The sequence below is a fragment of the Maridesulfovibrio salexigens DSM 2638 genome, from assembly GCF_000023445.1.
Lineage (GTDB): Bacteria > Desulfobacterota > Desulfovibrionia > Desulfovibrionales > Desulfovibrionaceae > Maridesulfovibrio > Maridesulfovibrio salexigens.
In genome coordinates, this window is the sequence record NC_012881.1 from 1,234,597 (window position 1) to 1,254,867 (window position 20,271).

17 protein-coding genes are annotated in these 20,271 nt (G+C 47.7%); 4 read left to right on the top strand and 13 right to left on the bottom strand.

What is annotated here, in order from left to right:
* Positions 1-43: 43 nt before the first annotated feature.
* From DESAL_RS20015 to DESAL_RS05610, 10 genes are all read right to left on the bottom strand, one after another.
* Positions 44-199 (bottom strand): bacterioferritin-associated ferredoxin, encoded by a 156-nt coding sequence (locus DESAL_RS20015; RefSeq protein ID WP_015850992.1) that lies wholly within the window; start codon positions 197-199, stop codon positions 44-46.
* A 12-nt stretch (positions 200-211) separates the two neighbouring features.
* The gene (locus DESAL_RS05575) at positions 212-748 is read right to left on the bottom strand and encodes a hypothetical protein (RefSeq protein WP_015850993.1); all 537 of its coding nucleotides are present in this window, start codon (positions 746-748) and stop codon (positions 212-214) included.
* The gene (locus tag DESAL_RS20180) at positions 741-887 is read right to left on the bottom strand and encodes a hypothetical protein (RefSeq protein ID WP_015850994.1); all 147 of its coding nucleotides are present in this window, start codon (positions 885-887) and stop codon (positions 741-743) included. Before DESAL_RS20180 ends, DESAL_RS05575 begins: the two co-directional genes overlap by 8 nt.
* 31 nt (positions 888-918) lie before the next feature.
* Positions 919-2,145 carry an SO_0444 family Cu/Zn efflux transporter gene (locus DESAL_RS05580; protein WP_015850995.1) on the bottom strand — a complete coding sequence of 409 codons (1,227 nt, stop codon included), beginning with the start codon at positions 2,143-2,145 and terminating at the stop codon, positions 919-921.
* Positions 2,146-2,532, bottom strand: a complete 387-nt coding sequence (locus tag DESAL_RS05585; RefSeq protein ID WP_015850996.1) for an ArsR/SmtB family transcription factor — start codon at positions 2,530-2,532, stop codon at positions 2,146-2,148.
* A 426-nt stretch (positions 2,533-2,958) separates the two neighbouring features.
* Positions 2,959-3,696, bottom strand: a complete 738-nt coding sequence (locus DESAL_RS20020) for a putative molybdenum carrier protein (protein WP_081434571.1) — start codon at positions 3,694-3,696, stop codon at positions 2,959-2,961.
* Between the two features lie 13 nt (positions 3,697-3,709).
* The gene (locus DESAL_RS05595) at positions 3,710-6,208 is read right to left on the bottom strand and encodes an ATP-binding protein (protein ID WP_015850998.1); all 2,499 of its coding nucleotides are present in this window, start codon (positions 6,206-6,208) and stop codon (positions 3,710-3,712) included.
* Positions 6,205-7,443 (bottom strand): ABC transporter substrate-binding protein, encoded by a 1,239-nt coding sequence (locus DESAL_RS05600; RefSeq protein WP_015850999.1) that lies wholly within the window; start codon positions 7,441-7,443, stop codon positions 6,205-6,207. The genes DESAL_RS05595 and DESAL_RS05600 overlap by 4 nt, the downstream gene beginning before the upstream one ends.
* A 62-nt stretch (positions 7,444-7,505) precedes the next feature.
* Positions 7,506-9,272, bottom strand: coding sequence for an HD domain-containing phosphohydrolase (locus tag DESAL_RS05605; RefSeq protein ID WP_015851000.1), 1,767 nt, complete (start codon positions 9,270-9,272; stop codon positions 7,506-7,508).
* 10 nt (positions 9,273-9,282) lie between these two features.
* The gene (locus DESAL_RS05610; RefSeq protein WP_015851001.1) at positions 9,283-9,669 is read right to left on the bottom strand and encodes a response regulator transcription factor; all 387 of its coding nucleotides are present in this window, start codon (positions 9,667-9,669) and stop codon (positions 9,283-9,285) included.
* Positions 9,670-9,918: 249 nt separating this feature from the next.
* Here DESAL_RS05610 and DESAL_RS05615 point away from each other — a divergent pair, with 249 nt between their 5' ends.
* Genes DESAL_RS05615 through DESAL_RS05630 form a run of 4 tightly spaced genes read left to right on the top strand, consistent with a single transcriptional unit; the run spans position 9,919 to position 14,975 of the window.
* Positions 9,919-10,986 carry a hypothetical protein gene (locus tag DESAL_RS05615; RefSeq protein ID WP_015851002.1) on the top strand — a complete coding sequence of 356 codons (1,068 nt, stop codon included), beginning with the start codon at positions 9,919-9,921 and terminating at the stop codon, positions 10,984-10,986.
* 3 nt (positions 10,987-10,989) lie between these two features.
* Entirely contained in the window at positions 10,990-12,195 is a 1,206-nt protein-coding gene (locus DESAL_RS05620) for an ABC transporter substrate-binding protein (RefSeq protein ID WP_015851003.1), read from the top strand.
* Positions 12,192-14,222, top strand: coding sequence for an ATP-binding protein (locus DESAL_RS05625; RefSeq protein ID WP_015851004.1), 2,031 nt, complete (start codon positions 12,192-12,194; stop codon positions 14,220-14,222). The genes DESAL_RS05620 and DESAL_RS05625 overlap by 4 nt, the downstream gene beginning before the upstream one ends.
* Positions 14,223-14,261: 39 nt before the next feature.
* Positions 14,262-14,975 carry a response regulator gene (locus DESAL_RS05630; RefSeq protein WP_015851005.1) on the top strand — a complete coding sequence of 238 codons (714 nt, stop codon included), beginning with the start codon at positions 14,262-14,264 and terminating at the stop codon, positions 14,973-14,975.
* A gap of 97 nt (positions 14,976-15,072) precedes the next feature.
* Here DESAL_RS05630 and mltG read toward each other — a convergent pair whose 3' ends face one another.
* The 3 genes from mltG to DESAL_RS05645 form a co-directional block, all read right to left on the bottom strand.
* Positions 15,073-16,101, bottom strand: a complete 1,029-nt coding sequence (mltG, locus tag DESAL_RS05635) for an endolytic transglycosylase MltG (protein WP_015851006.1) — start codon at positions 16,099-16,101, stop codon at positions 15,073-15,075.
* A 14-nt stretch (positions 16,102-16,115) separates the two neighbouring features.
* Positions 16,116-16,523 carry a Holliday junction resolvase RuvX gene (gene ruvX / locus DESAL_RS05640; protein WP_015851007.1) on the bottom strand — a complete coding sequence of 136 codons (408 nt, stop codon included), beginning with the start codon at positions 16,521-16,523 and terminating at the stop codon, positions 16,116-16,118.
* Between the two features lie 94 nt (positions 16,524-16,617).
* Entirely contained in the window at positions 16,618-20,160 is a 3,543-nt protein-coding gene (locus tag DESAL_RS05645) for an FAD-binding and (Fe-S)-binding domain-containing protein (RefSeq protein WP_015851008.1), read from the bottom strand.
* Between the last annotated feature and the right edge of the window lie 111 nt (positions 20,161-20,271).

A 20,271-nucleotide genomic window follows, 5' to 3' on the forward strand; every position in this document is an offset into this window, starting at 1 on the left:
ATCCTGTTATTTTATCCACCACCTGGCGGACTTTCGGGAGGCATCAACGACCATTGGGGTTCTTATCTGCGCAGCGGCATTCACCGCTTTTCTTCTCATTAAGAATGCGTTCAAAAATGGTTGATCGCCCATTCTTAAGTACATCCTTTTGGATGTCATCTGAGGTGTAGCCGAAGCAGTGGCAAATAAGTTGAGTCATTAATTGGCCTGTCTAGAACTTGCTCTTAATAAATTCGGTAATTGCTTGAATAGCCGATTTTTTATGTTCGCAGACCTCATCCTCAGTTTCCCACCATTGCAGGTCGCTGAATTCCAGCGGCAGGCGTAGTGTGAGAAAAGGCAGGAAAAAACGAACGACATTTTCCTTTGAAGAACCTTTTACGGAGTCAAAGTGGAAAAAGACTTCCCCGATGAACCACGCCCGGTCTTTTTGTGAAGCAGGTTCAGGAGGCTTGATGTACATGAAGTCCGGGTCTGTATCGGATTTAAGTTCGCTGTCGTGGAAGCGGGCGAACAGATCAAGTACCTGCTTACGGATAAGCTTGTCTCCGTATACGTCAACAATGAAGGTGAATTTAAGGAACCCTGTCTCCGGAGTCAGGTTGTGGCGCGATATTTTAAGCACCCCGTCCTTGCGCTTGGATTCGTCATCATCAAGGAAAAGGTCAAAAGCGCAAAAGCCGATAAAGTTTTCCGCTCCGCGCAGCTCTTCCAGCTGAGCTTCAATTCCGGCAGTACTTTTATTCATTGCTGTCCATCTCTTTTTTTTCTCTTTCATCACGGAGATGGGGCTGTCCCAGTCCGTTTCCGGTCCTCTTAACCATCTTGAAGATGGCAAGGACGATGACCAGCATGACAATTATTGCTTCTACGCCTTCACCTGTCATAGTTTACTCCTGTTCCCCGTTTTGGGGGCAGTTAGTGTGAATGTCCGTGCAATGATTCACCTTTCACTAAAGCTGTTACCTTGGGAACAGCGATTAAGGCAAGCAGAATGAGTGCACTAATGGTGTAGAGAAGGTTATGACCGTGTTCTTCCCCGGATTGGACCCAGTCAGTGATGCTTAAACCCATAGAATAGTAGAGCCAGTTTGCGAACATACCTAGTGCGAGAGAGCAGACGATGATGCTGCCGAGGTAGATGAAAGCGGAGCGCTTGCCAAGAAGCTTGGCGACTACGGTGAATGAAGCAGCATTTGTCGCCGGACCTGCCAACAGGAAAACAAGTGCGGCGCCGGGGGAGAGTCCTTTCAGTGCTAAAGCGGCAGCGATGGGTGTTGATGCCGTAGCGCATACATACAGAGGTATAGCAGCGGCAAGCATAATAAGCAGGGGGAAGAAGCCGTCACCAAGGTTGCGTTCAATGAAGCCGTCGGGGATAAGTGCACCGAATATACCGGCCAAAAGCACGCCGCCGAGGAACCAGAGTCCGATGTCTTGCAGCAGATTGCCGAATGAGTATTGCATGCCGAATGAAAGTTTGCCGCTGAATGATTCAGGGCGCTCATCACTATGAGAGCTACCGCAGCCGCAACCGGAGTCTGAGCAGCTTGTCAGGTCCTCACTGTGAGAGTTGCATCCGCAACCAGAGTCAGCGCAGCTGCTGTGTGTGTGATTATGATCGTTGTGAGAGTCGCAGCCGCAGCCGGATAGATCCTTAGCTTCGTCCATTTTAGGAAGGAGGATTGCGTCCGGGATCAGCTTTGGTGCTTCCTTGGGACTTCCGTTTTTTTTCTCATTTCTGTCCACCATGATACCGGCGACTACGGCTGTGAAGAATGCGGCAAAGGGTCGGAAAACTGCCATCACAGGATCAAGAAGAGCATAGGTGACAGCTATCGAATCGACTCCGGTTTCAGGAGTGGATATCAGGAATGAGGTAGTAGCTCCTTTGCTCGCCCCTTGTTGCCGGAGTTGGGCTGCAGCGGGGATGACTCCGCAGCTGCATAAAGGAATGGGTACTCCGAGAATAGAGGCTTTAAGTACATCTGAAGTTTTCCCGGAGCCAAGGTTTTTGGAAATAAACTCCGGTCCTACAAATGCTTTGAGTAATCCGGCAATAAAAAAACCTAAGAGCATGAAAGGTGCGGATTCCAGCAACACCTCCCATGATTCCTGTCCAATTGATATTAAGATATCGAGCATTTATTTGTCTCCCAGCGGAATACCGCATCCATCGCCCTGCATATGCGCAAGAGCGGTCTGCATTATGATTTCCACATGTTTGTCGTTTAGGCTGTATATTGCCCTGCGCCCGTGTTTTTCAAAACGGACCATACGCGCTGCTCTAAGAATTCTAAGCTGATGTGAAACAGCGGAGTGTGACATATCCAAAAGTTCTGACAGATCACATACGCAAAGATCACTTATGGAAAGAGCGTGTAGGATTTTGATCCTGACCGGTTCTCCTAAAATTTTAAAAGTCGCCGCCAGATCATTCAATGTTTCATTTGGACAGCTTTTGCTGTTAACCAGTTCCACAGCACCCGGAGTAGGGTTGTGCGAATTGCAGCAGTCAGAGTTTTTAGTCATGAGTATTCCTTATATGTGTATATATGAACAACTGTTCATATATTAAGTGTAGGCAGTATAAAGTCAAGGAAATTGATTTCTCTTTTTCCGATAAAGGAGTAAAATTGTATATCAATTGGAATATATAATTTGATTTTTTGAGGCGGTGGATTATTTAAGGTACTGGAATTAGAGATTAAGCAATTGAGAATATAGTAAAATTTTAAGGAACTGTTTTGGACGACTCATCACTTGGCAGAGTTTATGTAGATTCTGATTTATTTGATCTTGTTCCTGTGCTCATCGAGTCTCTCTCCGCAGAACTCAGTGAGATGGAGACAGGCATAGAGAAAAACGAATACTCCCTCGTCCGTGAGAAAGCTCATTCATCAAAGGGCGCAGCTCTCACATTCGGTTTTGCGGTTTATGCTGAAGAGCTGGAGAATCTCAGGAAATTTGTAATAGATCAGGACAACGCTCGCATCCGGCAAAGTATCGGTAGGCTGAAGATTCTTCTTGAAACTGCTGTTTTCGCACCTGCCGTGTAGTCAGAGCTATTTTAAGCAATTCCCGTGTCTTCCTGCCAATACCGGGAGCTCCGCTTTCCCGTGGTCCGGCAACATTCATTATTTTAATATTTCTCGCTGCTATCCATGCCCGAACTGTCTCTCCTGCATCAGGATTCTCCAGTGATACAACTGCAACAGGTCTACTGTGTTTGCGGGCCAGTCTGATGGTCAGTGCGGTTCCTTTGGATTCCTGTTTTCCGGGAAAGATAAGAGTGCCGTCTGAATCAAGCACGTTTTTTTCCGTTCTGATCCAATATTGCCAGCCTGAGGTTTCCTGCATGTTGTAACGTGAAGGAATAGGGCCGTCTTCGGCTTTGCGTCCTTTTGGACACCATCCACGGTGATGAATACCCAGTTCAATGGCAGCGTCCAAAGCTCCGCGATCTACCCCTGTCTGACCGCCGGAAATGATGGTGAATCCTTCTTTCAGCAGGGTTGAACCCTTTGCAAAGTAAGAACTGGCACTGTCGAATGCTGACCCGCATTTGGAACAGAATAGTGTGATATCTTCAGGAAATAGGCCCGCTTGCCTGTTGAATGTGGCAAGCGGACCTGTATAAGAGCATCTAGTGCAAGTGGCGTACTTTTTAGTTCCGTATTCAGCTGGTATTTCCATATAAGGATGAATATCAATTTTCCGGTAAAATAACAATCTGTACGTCAGGGGTTTGTGAAAGGCGATCCAGATCAAGGCTGGTACTCAGTTCTGCAGTAATAAAGATAGTTCCCTTGAATCCGGATGATACCCGGGTCCACAAGTCTGCAGGGGGGCAGTAATTTATTTTGCCCGGACAGATCACCAGCAGGTTTTCCGTAGGCGTTTCGTTCTCTTTGCCCAGCACCATACATGGATCTGACATGATCAGGTCTTCTTGAAGCAATCCGTGAATGGTTTCCACCAATCGTTTTTCATCGATGGGTTTAATGAGTGCCGCGTCTCCTCCTGCTTGCTGGCCTTCCGCCAGTGCACTGATGACGATCACGGGAATATGCCGTGTTGATGGATCCTGCCGCAAAGCTGTTATGGCCTGTGCTCCGTCCATTACGGGCATTTTCAGGTCCATGGTAATCAACTGCGGCATGCGTTTTTTAGCTGTTTCCACGGCTTCCTGACCATTGGTAACCGTTATGATCCGGTAGCCTTCCTCTTCTAGAACCTGCGATAGGAATTCATTCAGTGCCGGATCATCGTCAGCGACCATGATCAACGGACTGTCCATACTCCCAAGGTGTCCTTCTCTGAGAGGTGCTTTTGTAATGTGGGCAGGAATTTGTGTTTCTTCATCCGGTACACCAATGGCCAGAGTAAAGTGGAACGAGCTACCTTCGCCGAGTTTACTATCCACCCAAATACGGCCCTTGTGGTGGTCAACAATCTGTTTGCAGATGGGCAATCCCAGTCCGGTTCCCTTGGGTTTACCGGTCAGGGTGTCGCCAGCCTGCTTGAATCTTTGAAAGATTTTCTTCTGGTCTTCAGGGGAAATACCGCTCCCTGTATCACTGACGCTGACCATTATTTCGTCAGCATGCGACCTTGCAGTACATGTGATGGAGCCGGAAGCAGTGAATTTTACTGCGTTTGATATGAGGTTGACCAGTACCTGCATTACTCTGTCGCGGTCTCCGTGAATGGTGGGGATGTTTTCTTCCACATCCACTACCATTTGCAGATCCTGCGGTTTCCATAAAGGAGTAGTCGTCTGCACAGATGTTTCGATAACTTCAGAAATATCAATGGGAACATTTTTCCAATCGATTTTGCCGGACTCCATTTTAGCGATGTCCAGAACATCATTGATCAGTTCGGTGAGTCGTTGGCCTTCTGAAACAATAATCCCGATATTATCCTTTACCTGATTAATAGCGCGTTCTGTCTTTTTGTCCGGTGCATTACAGACTGGAAATACCGATTTCTCCAGCTTTTTCTTAATGATTTTTGCAAAGCCCAGAATGGAAGTCATCGGGGTTCGCAGTTCATGGGACACAGTGGAAATGAAGTCGGTCTTTAAATTGTCGACTTCCTTTTCATAAGTGATGTCTCGGACAAGGATTACTGCGCCAAGGCAGATATTGGGAGTGTCCCCCTCGTCCATTTTATGGATCGGGGTTGCTACTGCTTTCCCTGTTTTGCGTCCGGTAAGTTCTATTTCAGAGGAATAGACTTCATGCTCGCAGCCTTTTACCAGTTCGAAAAGAGCTGTCATTTCTTCAGGAAAAAAAGTCCTGATGTCTTTACCCCGGAGTTCATTCTCCGTTACTCCGAAAAGTTCTCCAAGGGCGGGGTTGGTCACGGATATTTTGCCGTTAATGTCTACAACCAGCAGACCGTCCGCAAGGTTGTCCATGATGACTTCCATATAAGTCAGGGTGTCCTGCAACTCACTTGTTGCGTTGCCTACAGCCCGTTCAAGTCCGGAAATAAGGGTTGTCAGTTCTTCAGCCATGTTTTTCATGGTTCCGGCAAGCAGCCCTATTTCATCTTTGGAAGTGATTTCAATTTCCGCAGTAAAGTCATGTGCCGAGAGCTTTTTAGCGTATTCAGTCAGCTGGTTGAGCGGTTCCGAGATGCGTTTAACCATCATGTATAAGATAAACACACTTCCCCAGAAGATGAAAAACATGACTACCTGCAGTTTTGCAATGGCTGCCCAGACATATTTATTGATAATGCTTTTATCCATTCCGACATGAACATATCCAGCCATTCCGGCAAGGATGGGTTTTGTTATGTCTATTACTTCACCCCGTCCTGCAACTTTCAATTCACGGATGGATATTGAATTGGGATGAATACTTGTTTTGCTGAGGATTTCAGGAACTTCAGGCACAAAGGTGTGCGAAACAATATCTCCATTTGAATCCTGCACATAAACATACGCGGCTCCATCACTGTCCTTGAATTGATCTATCATTGACTGAATGGTGGAGGCATCCCTGTTAAGCAGAATTTCAACACTGGAGCTGGCTATGCTGCTGGCAATGGCTTTGCCCTTGCTTACATATTCATCAACCATGTGATTGTGCAGAGTCAGGGCAGAGACAAGGGACATGGAAGTGGAAATAACCCCGAAGAGAATGAAGTTCAGGAGTAGGGTCTTCTGGAATATTTTGGACATTCTCATTTTCATTTGTTCCACCTCATCCAGTTTTTAAGGGGTACGAATTTTCCGTCGGAAACGGTCGTGTAGTATACTTCGTCAAGTCCTTGATGCTTTCCGCGTCCAAAATTAATATCCGTACCTATCCCGATATCCAGATTACGGATGGACAGGGTTGCTGAATAAATGTTGCCTTCATATTGAGGCATGGAAACTTTTTCTAATATTTTAGCCATGACCTTGGCGTTCAGGAATCCTTCAAAGCTAATAAAGCTGAACTCAAGAGGTGTGTAGTCCTTGCCGAAACCTTCCGGAGGCGGAGGATTCTTAGCCATTGCTTCGCGGTATTCACGGACAGCGGGAAGGCTTGTGTCTTCATAGCTTGGGACAGTCTGCGAGTTTACAAGGTCGCGGGTATAATCTTTGCCTGAGCTGCGACTAAGATCATCAAGCAGTTCCAGCATATTTTCGCTTCCTACAAAAGAAAGGTTGCAGATAGGAACATCTATCCCGGCATCTCGCGCATCACGCACAAATGCTGCGCACGCCTCATAAGCCCCGACAGAAATTATTGCATCTGGATTGCCTTTTTTGATTATTTCAACCTGTTCCTGCATGGAGTCATTGAAAGAAGCACCTCGTCTGTATGTAGTTTCAGCAACTATATCCAAATCTTTTTCTTTAAGTGCTTTTCTAATGCCGTCCCATCCGCTTCTTCCATATGCATCAGCCTGATAAAACACAGCTATGCGATGACGTCCTATCATATAGAGGTTGTGGACTAATCCCCATGTTTCCTGCCTGTATGAAGCCCGCAGGTTGAAAACATATTCTTCGTAAGGAAACTCTCTTTGTGGCTGCGCCCCGGTGAAAGGAAAGAAAAGGAACTCCGGTTCTTGAGAATTGAAGTGCTTTATGACCGGAAGTACCCGGGTAACAGTTGGAGTACCAACGTAATTGAAAAGTGCGGTGACTTTGTCCTTTTCCACCAGTTTGATGGTGTTACGGATTGCAGGTTCCGGGTTATAGCCGTCATCCAAAAATTTGATGACGACCTTGTGTCCGTTTATTCCACCCTGAGCATTGATGTGGTTGAAATAGGCTGTTGATCCCCGGTAAAGTTCGATTCCCAATCCCTTACTCGGTCCGGTAAAGGCGGCGGACATTCCAAGCAGGAAGGTGTTGTGTTTGCCTGCGGAGGCTGGAGAGCTGAGCAATACGAAAGTCAGCAGGAGCAGTGCTAGCGTGGATAAGGCTTTGTGCATACCGGAAACCCCGGGGGTTTTACAGCCGTACCCTCATAAAAAGATAACTCGAAGGTCCGGCATTAGTTCATGTTGCTACGAGGTGTTTTGCAAAACCTCGTTGATACCGGACGGTCGAGATTAATCGATTCCGCTCCGGTTTCAATATCAGAAATTTTGGCGATGAACAGATCCACCAGATTCTGGTCCAGCTTTCCTTCCGCTGCTTCCAGTGCAAGAATTTTCAAGGCTCTTTCTTTGGGAGTGGCAGGTTTGTAGTGCCGTTCCTGAGTAATGGCATCATAAATATCTACAATTGCGAGAATTCTGCTCTGGATGAGGATGTCTTCAGCGAAAAGGCCTTCCGGGTAGCCTGATCCGTCAAGCCTCTCATGGTGCTGACCGATTATGGTCAGTAATTGAGAAAGGTCATCCTGAAAGGGGATATGTTCAAGAATGCGTTTGCTTTCTGCCGGGTGGCGTTCAATTTCCATACGCTCTTCTGCGGTAAGGTTGCCGCGGCGTACGGTCAAACATTTCCTCTCATCGGGCTGGAGCATGTGAATTGTAGAGCCGTTAACCTTGAATTTTACAGTGCTGATGCTGTCAACAAAGTCAAGATCCTCCTGAGCTGGGCTCAAGGATTGGTTGATTTGTTTGATGCGCTTATAGTCGTCTTCCCATTCATGCATGTGATGAATCCCGAAGAGTTTCAAGCGCATGCCGATTACGTCTACCATGGATTTCGGCAGACGTGTTTTCTTGGTCAGCACTTCTTCTTTGATACCGATTTTTCCAATATCGTGAAGGATGCCGGAATAGAAGATCTCCCGGAGGTGTTCATCTGAAAAATTAATGTAAGCGAATTTCGCGTTGTCGTTCGAGATCTGTCGGGCAAAGGAAACCGCAAGATGGGCTACGCGTTCGGAATGCCCAGCAGTAAAGGGGTCCCGCGCATCAATTGCTTCGGCCAGAGCTTTGAGCAGCGCATCCATGAGGACCCGGATGGATTCAAAGTTGTATGCGTTGCTGATGGAAATTCCGGCTACTGAGGAAAGTGTCGCCACATGCTTAAGATGAGCGGCGTTGAAAGCGTTTGGAGCGCATGAGGTCAGTACCAGTACTCCCTCGCAGACATTGGGAGAGGGGATAGGCATGATCAGCATGGATCGGATATTGGAGGACAGTTTCTCCCGGCAACGTGTGTCTTTGCTGACATCGTTGATAATTTCTCCGCGCAGGCTGGAGATGATGTCTTTAAATAATGAGCATTCAACTAGTTGTTGGGATTGGTCCACTGAAAAATTACCGAAGCTGTCAAAAACTGTGAAACCATCTTCTTCGGGCAGATAGACAGCGCCCATTTCCGCAGGCAGTGCTGAAGTCTTGCACTCGTTGGTCAGGGCGGTAATGACATCTTTCAGGCGCAGGGAATTGTTCAGTTCCACAATAGAACGGTGCAGCAGAGCCAGTTCCCTGTATTTGGATAGTGTTTCCTCTCCGATCAATCTTCGAGCGGTTTCGGATTCAATGTAGTTTGCTATGGCGAAAGATGTGAATTCCAGAACGGATTTGATGTGTTGCAGTTCCGGTTCGGAAAGATTGTCACGGTTTTGTATGAATGCTCCGAGACAAAGATTGTCTCCGGCTGGGTTCTTGACCGGGCTGAGAATTGTTTCTTCAAAAGAATGACGGACAGGCTCAGCGCAAAAAATAGGAGTTCCATCAATATAAACACAGAGCACCGACCCTTCAGGAAGAAGCGGAAGTGCCTTTTTCAAGAACGATTTCAGCTTTTTGGGCTTGATGATTTTTTTTAGCCGTATTTCCGGATTCAGTCCTGCATTCATAGTGGTGTAATCAGTCCTCAATGTTCAGGATGGATTTTGCTACCTCTAAAATTTCGTCCGGGTCGAAAGGTTTGGTCATATAGCGTTCCGCACCGAGTTCAAGCCCGTGCTTACGGTCTGCCTCCTGACCTTTAGCTGTCAGTAGAATAATTTTAACAGTCGAAAGAGCCGGATCTTCACGTACTGCCTGACACACTTCGTAGCCGTTCATGTAAGGCATCATGATATCCAGAAAAACCAGTTCCGGGCACTCTTCACGGATACAGTCCAGACCTTCCTCTCCGTTTTCTGCGGTCAGAAGCTCTACCCCGTGATCATCTTCCAGTTCTTCCAAAGTCTGTTCAAGAAGCATCCTGATGTGGACTTCATCGTCCACAACTAGAATCTTTCCGGCCATGAGTCCCCCCTCTTTGTTGCCAAATTGTGATCATATTTACATATTGTATTCAAAGTCGGCAAGGGTTAGGTTCGTGAAAATGGAAATTAATTTATTAATTGTGAATGCAGTGTGTAATGTATGTAAAAGTAAGGAAATACTCACTGGATGCAGTAGTGACGTTTAGCCGGAAATAATATATTCTGAAATATGTCAGCCTGTTCTTGTTTGGGGCTTGCATAAATTTCTATCAATAGCATAATTAGTTGTATGATACAGTCCAAAGTCGATTCTAGATTTCTGGGAACTATTCAGGATACGTTCCACGGTTTGCCGCCCATGCCGGAGCCGGTAAAGAATTTTTTTATGTTTCTTGCTGCAGGTTTCTTGCTGCTTTTGATAGGTTATTGGCTTAAAAGGTACGGCGCTAAAAAATTTCTTTTTGATTTGTTGAAAAAAACACCTTTGGGTCTTCATGTGGAAGACAAAGACCAAGAAGGTCGAAGCGGGGGAGCGGCTGGAAATCTAAGCCGTAGTGGAGAACCCTGGAAGGTTACAAGTGATCGGGATATTCTTGATAAGCTGGTTATGAGTCAGATGCAGGTGGATGTTCTTGTCGAGCGTTCCGGCCAGCGTTCTCTGGCTGCAGTTGTAAATGCGGCCGGTGTGGAAAAGCTTGATGTTGTGGTTACTTTTAAGGATCTGGTCAGCGATGATCTTCTTGTGCCCGGAACTCAGGTAAAGTGCATATTCCCTGAAATGATACGGGATAAGAAAAAAGTAAATGCGTTTGTCGGGGTGATTACAAGCAAGTCCGAGAACAAGGGCATGGTCATAACTCGCCAATCTTCATTTGGTTTTATCAAACGCAGGGTCTTTGCGCGGCGTAAAGTTGCGGATCAGCGCTACATTAAAATCAAAATCTGGCGTCTTGAAGCCGAGGATTATGATGTAGATTTTATTTTGGATAATATTGAGTCGGATGTACTTATTGATAACCGTAAATTTCACACTCCTAATCCCGCAGTGCCGCAAGTTCTGGATATTTCAAAGGGCGGTATCGCTTTGACCGCTATTTTCAGGCAGGGCGGGAATGTTATCGCTCGCACTGACAAGGTCCTTTTATGTATGTTGATTTATCAGCCGGCGCGTAAAACTTTTCAACCTCATTTGATCTACGCAGAGGCCCGGGCTGCACGTCCTATGGGGCGTGGGATGACTAGACTTAGTTTTCAGTTCTTGCGCAGTTTGGCTATCCCTCCCCGCAAACGCAGTACCCTGTTTAAAGGACAAGCTGTTATGGCTATGAGTCTTGCCCACCCAGAAAGGGAAAATTAGTTTATGAAAAAGATATTGCTTCTGGTTCTGTTTTTGGTCCTTGTTGCCTGTGAACGCTCTGTGTCAGTAGAAGTTGAAGAAACCGATCATTCAGGTGTTTATCCTGACAAAGTTGTTCTTGGTGCTTCACTCGCCCTTAAGGGACATGCCAGTTATCTCGGAACTCAGACCATTCATGGGGCTCTTGCTTATCTTAAGCATATCAATGAGCAGGGCGGAATTCACGGTCGTGAAGTTGAAGTAGTAACATATGATGATTCCTATGATCCGCCAAAGTGTTTGATCAATACCCAGAAGCTGCTCATAGACGATAAAATTTTTGCTCTATTCTGCTATGTAGGAACCCCCACAACGGTAGAGGTTTTGCCGCTGGTAGAGGATGCACGTATTCCTTTGCTCGGAATGTTTACCGGAGCGGATGCCCTGCGTAAGCCCTTCAACCGCTATGTGATTAACATCCGTCCTTCATATTATCAGGAAACCCGCGAAGCCGTGCGACATATGGTCGAGGACCTTGGCATTACGAAAATTGCTGTTTTTTACCAATATGACGCCTTCGGTTTTGACGGTCTTACCGGAACAGAATTGGCATTGAAGGATTTTGATCTTGAGCCGGTAGCAAGAGGCTCTTATACCCGGGGTTCATTAGATGTCAGCGAGGGAGTTGAGCGCATCAAGGATTCCGGGGCGCAGGCGGTATTCATGATAGGAACCAGTGGGCCGTGTATTAAGTTCATGAACCATTTGCAGCAGGAGGGACTTTCTCCTGTCTACTACACCGTTTCATTTATGGGCGCGCGTGAATTTGCTAGGCACCTGAAATCGGACAAGGAACTTGTGATCATGTCGCAAGTGGTTCCGCCTTTTGCTGATGACCGTGATTTATCCAGCTCCGAAGCTGCCAGCTATATTGAATTGTTAAAGAGATATTATCCTGAGGACACACCAAACCTTGTGGGACTGGAAGGTTTTTTCAATGCCCGCATTCTTGTGGAAGGTTTGCGTCGCAGTGGGCGGGATCTGGATCGAGAGGTCTTTATCAAGGCTATTGAGTCTATGGATAAATATGAAATAGCACCGGGAATAACTGTTTCATACGGTAAGCACGACCATCAGGGCATGGATAAAGTCTATTTTACCCGTTTCAAAAACGGCAGGTTCGAGTTGATAAGAAATTGGGCTGAGTTAAAGCAGGGGACATTGAAATGAAAAAGATTTCAATGCAGGAACTTGTTGAGCGTTTTTCCGGTCTTACCCTCAAGAATAAAATTTTTATCTCTACTCTGGGGGTTATCCTGATCATCAGCGCTATTATTGCGTTGCTGGCCCGCTGGATTCTTGTGTCCTCATTGACCAAAGAGCTTGAGTTGCGCGGAGTAGCAATTGCCTATTCCATTGCTGAGCGCGGGGCCGGATACATTCTGGATAAAGATTATCCCAAGCTGCTCAGCCTTGCTTTCGAGGAAGCCAAACTTCGTGAACGGCAGCACCTGATCACTTACATATATATCTTGGACAAGGACGGTAAGGTGCTTTGCCACACTTTTACCAAGCCTTTTCCCGGAAAACTGGCTCAAGCCAATCCCGTACCTGAGGAAGCAGACAAGTCTTTGCGACTTATCGATCTGGGGAAAACCTCAGCTTACGACATCGCCGTACCTATCAAAGAAGGTTTGTACCGAATCGGAACAGTGCATGTGGGGCTGAACAAAATTCATATCGACCAGCTCGTCTCCACTCTCCGATTTACGTTTTTGGGTTTTATTTCATTTGTGGTTGTGATCATCTTTTGGATCAGTCACAGGCTGGCGAAATATATTACGCAACCTGTAAGTACTCTGACCCGTGTTTCAGATGAGCTTTCCAAAGGCAATTTTGATATCAGTCTGGATCTGCTTGCGGGTGGATCGGACTGGAATCCTTCCGCCTGTCCTGCCTACTACAATACGGATTTTCCCTGCTGGCATTTTGACCTGTCTACCAACGATGATAATCGTGAAGCGGATGGACGACCCAATCGCCAAAAATGCCGGGACTGTCATTTCTATTACAAGCGTGATGGCGATGAGGTGGTGCAGCTCGGGGATAGTTTCCGCAATATGGTTTGGTCCATCAAGCTTTACCGCCGCAAATTGCGTGAGTCCGAGGAAAAATACAAATCACTTTTTGATAGTGGGCCGGATCCTGTTCTGGTTGTTTCCTGTGACGATTTTACTATCATGGATGCCAACCCGCGTGTGACAGAGCTTTACGGCTATTCCCGCAATGAACTTATCGGTGAGCAGTTTTTGAGACTGGGGCCGGAGTCCAACGGTGAATGTATCAAGGCTTTTGAGGAATATGGCGGTCCTTCCGGCTGCATTTATTTTCCTAAAATCATTCATTACCGCAAGGGTGGAACTCCGGTTTATGTAAACATGCATGCCTGTCCCATTACCTATAAGAGTCAGCCGTCCATAATCGTAGCGGTTAATGACATTACCGAGATTATCGAGAAAGATGCCCAGCTGGTGCAGGCTGCAAAAATGAAGTCCCTCGGGGAGATGTCCGCCGGCGTAGCGCATGAGGTCAATCAGCCGCTAAATGCTATTAAGATGGGCAGTGAGTATCTTGCTCTTATGGCTGAACAGGGGCGGGACGTTCCTGCCAGTCAGTTGCAGGAAGTGGCTAAAGAGGTCAGCAATCAGGTTGATCGTGCTGCCGAGATTATCAGTGCTTTGCGGGCCTTCGGTCGCAAATCCGGTTTCAAGACTGACAAGGTGGATATTAATGCTCCTATCCGCAGTGTCCTTGCCCTTGTTACCAAGCAGTTTGAGTTGCAGAATATTTTTATTCGTTTGAACCTTATGGATGGATTGACCAAGATTGTCGCTGAGGATAACCGTTTACAGCAGGTAATGTTCAACTTGGTGAACAATGCTCGTGATGCCATTGCCGAGAAGCGGGAAAACCTTGGGTTGGACAGCGAAGATTACATCAATATAGACACTTATGAAGACGGTAAATTGGTGTATGTGCGTGTTTCTGATACCGGGGCAGGTATTACCGAGGAAGTACGCAATAAGATTTTCGAGCCGTTTTTCAGTACCAAAGAGGTAGGATATGGCATGGGTTTGGGCCTCGCTATTACCTATGGCATAGTAAGAGACTACAAAGGCAGTATCGATATTGAGAGCGAACCCGGAAACGGAACTTCGTTCATAATCAGTTTCCCGGCTGCTCCGAATGAAAATTAGTTTTACCTAGTTTAATATAAAGTTATCCAGGGGTTGGGTGTGAGTAGAATTCTTGTAATTGATGATGAAAAAGCAACCTTGAATATGTTCAAGATGCTTTTGACCGCATACGGTCATGAGGTCCTTACTGCTGAAAACGGCGAGGAAGGGATCAGTGTTTTTGATGCTGAAAAACCTGATCTGGTCATGACAGACATAAAAATGCCCGGCATGGACGGTTTGCAGGTTTTAGGAAAAATTAAATCAATTTCACCTGATTCCGAGGTTATCGTGATTACCGGTCATGGAGATATGGACCTTGCGATTAAGGCGCTCAACCTTGATGCTACAGATTTTCTCAATAAACCGGTCAAGCGGGAGGAGCTTGAGAAGGCTCTTCAGCTGTCAGCGGACAGGATTGAATTTGCCCGCAGCAGGCAGAAAGATATTGTGCTGACCCTTGAAGATGATCTGGCGGTGATCAATGTCAGCGGCAACCTGACTTCTAAATCAGAAGGGCTTTTGCAGGATGTTTTTGATGAGGCTCTTGCCACAGCCAAGGGAAGTTTTCTGCTCGTGTTCGAAGAGAAATCCTCTATCAATGGAGCGGCTATGGATTCCCTGTACAAGCTGGTGGAGAAGGCCCGTACCCGTGGTTGCGGAGTGCATATCGCAGGCCTTTCCGAGAATTTCCGTTCCGTACTCGATTCCATGGGCATCACCCAGATGGCTTCTGTTTATGAGACTGAGCAGGAGGCGCGAGGAAGTTTCTAGGTGATATACCTATAGCGCGGAAAATTGTTTTTCAAAAGAAAAGCGGTCCTGAGTAGTGCTACTCAGGACCGCTTTTCTTTTGAGATATGGGTTTCGTCTAATTGTAAGATCGATATGTGTCTCTATTCCTACGCAACTGATATTTTTTAACCGCTGCGTTGTGCTCTTTGAGCGATTTGCTGAAATAGTGAGATCCGTCACCCTTGGCTACGAAATAGAGGTAGGAGTGCTGCTCAGGGTTAATCGCTGCCTTAAGCGATTCAAGACCGGGTGAGCATATGGGGCCGGGGGGCAGACCCCGGTGCTGGTAAGAATTGTAGGGGTTGGATTTGTCGGTCAGGTGTTTTTTGCGCAGGTTGCCGTCAAAGGTCTCACCCAGACCGTAAATAATGGTCGGGTCACATTGCAGCAGGTAGCCTTTCTTGAGGCGGTTGGCGAATACCCCGGCAATGGTGCGTCGCTCACTTACATCCCCGGTTTCCTTTTCCACGAGGGAAGCAAGGATCACGGTCTTGTGGATTTCTGCAGGGGAGGGCAGCTTGCCAGCCCAAGCCTTGTTAGCGGCTTTATGAAATTCTTTGAGCATGGTTTCGACCATGACTTTGCCGGTTTCATTTTTGGGTCTGGTCAGCAGGTATGTTTCCGGGAAAAGATAGCCTTCAGCATTCTTTGCCGGGATTTTATATTTCGCCAGCAGTTCCGGATCGGATACAGCCTGCTTGAATGCTGCGTATTCGGTTAGACCGGATTCATCAGCTTTTGCTGCTGTGGCCCACCAAGTGAGTCCTTCTCGTACTGAAAATTTGTGCAGGATGCCGGAAGATGTAGTCAGGGTATCAAGCACCTGCGGAGCGGTCATGTTGGACCAGAGTCTGAATTCCCCGGCGCGAACCTTGGAAGCTTTGCCTTGGGCCTGTGCATATTCACGGAACTGTTTGACGTCGGTAATGAGTCCGGCCTCGGCAAGGTCGCTTGCTACGGTCCACAGGGGCTGGCCCTGTTCAACGGTAAAAAGAATCTCACGTCCTTCAAGCTCCGGGGGAACATTGAGGAAGGTCCAGTTGCGGTACATAAACCAGCCTGCCACCAGCATAAGTGCCATACACCCGAAGGCGATGGTAGGCATTACATAACGTAGAACTACGCTCGGGCGAGCCACGTTTCCAGAATTATTTTCGCTGCCTGGCTGTCCAGATTCTTCTTTCTTTTCCGGTCCCAAAGTCCGGCCTCCTTGAGTTCGTCTTCCGCTGCAATTGAGCTGAGTCTTTCATCAACAAGATGTATAGGCAAGTCAACCCGCCTTTCCAGTGATGCCGCAAAGTTGCGGACCTGACGGGTGGTCAAAGTATCTTCCCCGTCCAGAGATAAGGGAAGGCCGATGACGATGTCACCGACCTTCTCATTTTCTATAATTTCAAGCAACTCCGAGAACATGGCGTCGCGGGTAGTGCGTTCCATCACTTTATATGGAAACGCAAAGATTTGATCAGGGTCACTGATCGCCAAGCCCACGCGCTTTGTACCAAAGTCTATGCTTAGTACTTTCATATAAAACCAAAATCAAAACTATTAAAACGTTTTGGGATTCTTAAACCCTTTTGGAAAGGGTTTAAGGGCCCCGGCAGGGTCGCCGAAGGCAAGCTTATATCAATACGAGTTCATCCTGACGGGTGGCTCTTTCAAGTTCTTTCTTGAAATCTTTGCGCCACTTGGGTCCGCCGATAAGCTCGGCCATGTATTCCACAGTGTGGAGTACGCGGTTTTGTTTTTTCAGGGTATCCATGTTGCGCTTGATACCTACTTTACAAGACGGGCAGCCTACCAGTACCGGGGTTTCCTTACCATATCCCTGAAGATCTTTCTTGAGTTGTCCGCCCTTGCGGTCGCGCAGCTTGTTATAGATTTCAGGGCTGGTGATGGAGCCGAGACCGGATTCTCCGCAACAGCCGGGAGAGAGTTTTACCTCAGCACCGAGCATGTCGGCAACTGCTTTTCGGTACATTTCCGGGGCCTTGTTCTTTTTCACATCGGTCCATTCGGTGTGGCAGGAGGCGTGGTAGATCACATCTCTTGCTGCATTGGCAGTGTTGAAATTGAGGTTGCCCGGATTGGTCAGCAGATATTGAACGGCATCACTACGGTTAATATCGTAACCAAGCTCCTTGAATTCATATGATTCAAGGGATTCGCGACAGGTTCCGCAGGCGGTGATCAGGGTGGAAACCTTCATGCCTGCAATGGAAGCCTTGGCGATTCGGTATTGAATGTCGCTGATGTTGCGGTGGCGGTTGGTGTTGTAAGCTTCAACACAGCCGCTTGCCAGCAGCGGATAACCGCAGCAAAGGTGCTTGGCCGGCATGATTACGTTCACGCCGGATTTGAGCAGCAGGTACAGGGTTGCCATACCGATGTCCTTGGAGAACAGGGACGCACCGCAGCCGGGGAAGTAGTAGACACTGTCCGGTGCGGGGGTGTTCTGCAGAAACATGGAACCCTTGTCGAGATTGATGGTCTCGGACAGGTTTTTGAAATCCATGGCCGGGGTCTTGCTGTGCAGCATGGGTGATTCCATGCGTCTGCGCCAGTGACCGGGAATAAGTCCGATTGCCTTGGCCTGCAATCCTGCGGACAGGGACAGGAATTTGGCTGCCTTGGGTAATCTGCTCTGCGGGTCCTTGGCTACGAAACCGAGTACGGCATTCTTGATGGGATGTCCGCTGTCACCTTTGTATTCGAGGAAAGAACGGATCTGGAGTGCTGCTCCTGCGGAATCAATCTTGATCGGGCAGACAGAGGTGCAACGGCCACAGGCGGTGCAATGCTCCATGAGCTTCCTGAGTCTGGTCATAAGATTCGGAGAAGGTTCGCCGCGCTGTACCTGTGAATAGTAGATGGCCTCAATGAGTGCACCCAGTGCGATGTTTTTGTTGCGCGGATGGTACATGAGTCCTTCTTGAGGGAAGAACATGGGGCAGACCTGCTTGCATTTTCCGCAACGGGTGCAGGTCTGGATGTTCTGGAGCAGCTCCATCAGGTGTTCCTTATCCTTGATAGCAGTCTTGTTCAGGTCGTTAATGAGCCTGTTGAACGAGAATGTGTATGCCGGAGAAGGAAGATTCCTGCGGGTCAGCTTGCCGGGGTTGAGGATATTGAGCGGGTCCACCTTGAGCTTGTAAGCTTTGATGGCTTCGATCTTTTCCTCGGAAAGGTAGTCGATCTTGGTGATGCCGATTCCGTGTTCACCGGAAACCTCACCTTTAAGTTCAAGAACTTTCTTAAATACATCGTCAACTGCTTCGTGGGCGCTGTGCAGCATATCCGGGTCGTTGGAGTTGACCGGAATGTTCACGTGGCAGTTACCGTCACCGGCATGCATGTGGTTGGCGATGATGATGCGCTGTTCTTTGAGCTTGGCAAGAATCTTGTTGATTTTTGAGTCCAGCTTGGGGAATTCGTCGCGCAGTTCCTGAAAGAGGTAATAGACCTGACTTTCAAGTTCCTGGTCACTCATATCCTTGCCGGTAATTTTGCCTTTGAGGATGTTGGTGGTCCGCTCAAGGGCCAGCTCAACTTTGGGTTCCTCAATCGGGAATCCCTGCAATTCCTTGATGGAAAGCAGAGAACGCCGGTAGATTTTGGCAAGGTAGATCAGGTTCAGATCTTCAAGGAAGTCCGAGAAGTCCGGTATAACTTCAAGAGGAATAACGATATCTTCGTTAACCTTGAAGCCGGAAGTGCGTTTAGCAATAGCGGAAAGCTTGTGGCGGTCTTCCCAGAAGAGTTCCGCCTCCTTTTCGTCTCGGGCTGCAAATATGTCCACCCCGTCATAGGGCTGGGCAATGGAAAGGATAGTGTCTACTGCACTCTGCAAAGCAGCTTCGTCATCGGAATCCAGCTGCAGAATGAGTACGGAAATGGGATCACCTTCGTACTTTTCGGATTTTTTAACGTACTTGATAGCCTGTACGTACTTGGGACCGAATTCTTCCAGTGCAGAGATTTTTACAAGGTCACCTTCCTCACGGATGGTGTCGCGCAGTGCTACAACATCTTTGATAACCAGCATGGCGTTGCGCATGGAGCGACCGAAGAATTCAAGGCAGAGCACGCGAGAGTTGCTCGGCTTGGGATAAAGGGCGAAGCAGCATTCAGTAATGATACCGTCGACCCCTTCCTTCTGTACGCCGGGCAGTCCACCAAGGTACTTGTTGGTTACGTCCTTGCCGAGTCCAGTGGTGCGGATTTCTTCGGCGGTGAGTTCGATAGTGTCGATGAGACGGTCTTTGGAATCAAAGATTTCAAAAGTTGCATTCTCGTTGGCGAAAATCTTGTGACCGGGATGACCTTTGCGGCGCACTTCAATAAGTTCGCCTTTAGGCATGACCATTTTATAACTGATGATGTTATCGATGGTGCAGCCATATTCGAAAGCAAAGGGGCCGCCGGAGTTCTCGGAAATGTTACCGCCAAGGGAAGATCCGGCTTTTGATGCGGGGTCTACGGTAAAGAGCACGCCTTTTTTATCCGCAGCTTTTATGGCATCAAGGGTGATTACACCAGCCTGAGCACAAAGGGTCATGGCATCGGTGTCTACGCTGAGAATTTTTTTGAAGCGAGCAAGGGAAAGAACGGCTGTGCGGTCAAGAGCCGGGATAGCGCCCCCGGTTGCTCCGGTTCCGCCACCACGAGGGATCAGGCCGAACTGCATTTCGTTCGCAAGGCGTACAATGGCCCGGACCTGTTCGGTATCTTCCGGAAAAAGAACCGCGATGGGCAGTTCAATACGCAGGTCAGTGGCATCTGTTGCGGATTGCACAACAGTGTGCGGCTCAAGGCCGATACAGTGTTCAGGCAGGATTTCTTTCATCTTTTCGACGAATCTGTCCCGAAATTCCATATCCGCATCCTGCTTAAGCCAGAAATTTTCCACTGCACGGGTTAAGCGTTGCGGGTACTCACCGGAAAGGGTGGGGCGGGCAAGGGTGAGTGTGCGGGATACTGATTTGCGGACCAGTTCCGGATTGATGAATGGGTTGTAGCGCACAAGGAAAAGCTCAGCTGCGATGCTTTCCGCAAGGGTACGCACATCTTCGGGCCAGCCTTTAAATTCAAAGGGATCAAGGCCGAGTACCCTTTGTAGCAGGGCTTCGGCAGGAATAGAAATATGGGGACCTAATTGAGGCATAATTGTCTTACCGTGAATTGTTGTTGTTTTTACAGGGAGCAGAACACCCGCCTGTGAAGAAAAAAGGGAATATAGTGACCACAGTGGTTAAAATCAAGCAACTATTTTGCA

Bases quoted from the DNA above. Each gene is read 5' to 3' on its own strand.
- DESAL_RS05645 (WP_015851008.1), bottom strand. From the start codon at position 20,160: ATGCCTCAATTAGGTCCCCATATTTCTATTCCTGCCGAAGCCCTGCTA.
- DESAL_RS05600 (WP_015850999.1), bottom strand. From the start codon at position 7,443: ATGCACAAAGCCTTATCCACGCTAGCACTGCTCCTGCTGACTTTCGTA.
- DESAL_RS05575 (WP_015850993.1), bottom strand. From the start codon at position 748: ATGAATAAAAGTACTGCCGGAATTGAAGCTCAGCTGGAAGAGCTGCGC.
- DESAL_RS20020 (WP_081434571.1), bottom strand. From the start codon at position 3,696: ATGGAAATACCAGCTGAATACGGAACTAAAAAGTACGCCACTTGCACT.
- DESAL_RS05580 (WP_015850995.1), bottom strand. From the start codon at position 2,145: ATGCTCGATATCTTAATATCAATTGGACAGGAATCATGGGAGGTGTTG.
- DESAL_RS05585 (WP_015850996.1), bottom strand. From the start codon at position 2,532: ATGACTAAAAACTCTGACTGCTGCAATTCGCACAACCCTACTCCGGGT.
- DESAL_RS05620 (WP_015851003.1), top strand. From the start codon at position 10,990: ATGAAAAAGATATTGCTTCTGGTTCTGTTTTTGGTCCTTGTTGCCTGT.
- ruvX (WP_015851007.1), bottom strand. From the start codon at position 16,523: ATGAAAGTACTAAGCATAGACTTTGGTACAAAGCGCGTGGGCTTGGCG.
- DESAL_RS20180 (WP_015850994.1), bottom strand. From the start codon at position 887: ATGACAGGTGAAGGCGTAGAAGCAATAATTGTCATGCTGGTCATCGTC.
- DESAL_RS05610 (WP_015851001.1), bottom strand. From the start codon at position 9,669: ATGGCCGGAAAGATTCTAGTTGTGGACGATGAAGTCCACATCAGGATG.
- DESAL_RS20015 (WP_015850992.1), bottom strand. From the start codon at position 199: ATGACTCAACTTATTTGCCACTGCTTCGGCTACACCTCAGATGACATC.
- DESAL_RS05625 (WP_015851004.1), top strand. From the start codon at position 12,192: ATGAAAAAGATTTCAATGCAGGAACTTGTTGAGCGTTTTTCCGGTCTT.
- DESAL_RS05595 (WP_015850998.1), bottom strand. From the start codon at position 6,208: ATGAAAATGAGAATGTCCAAAATATTCCAGAAGACCCTACTCCTGAAC.
- DESAL_RS05605 (WP_015851000.1), bottom strand. From the start codon at position 9,272: ATGAATGCAGGACTGAATCCGGAAATACGGCTAAAAAAAATCATCAAG.
- mltG (WP_015851006.1), bottom strand. From the start codon at position 16,101: ATGCCTACCATCGCCTTCGGGTGTATGGCACTTATGCTGGTGGCAGGC.
- DESAL_RS05615 (WP_015851002.1), top strand. From the start codon at position 9,919: ATGATACAGTCCAAAGTCGATTCTAGATTTCTGGGAACTATTCAGGAT.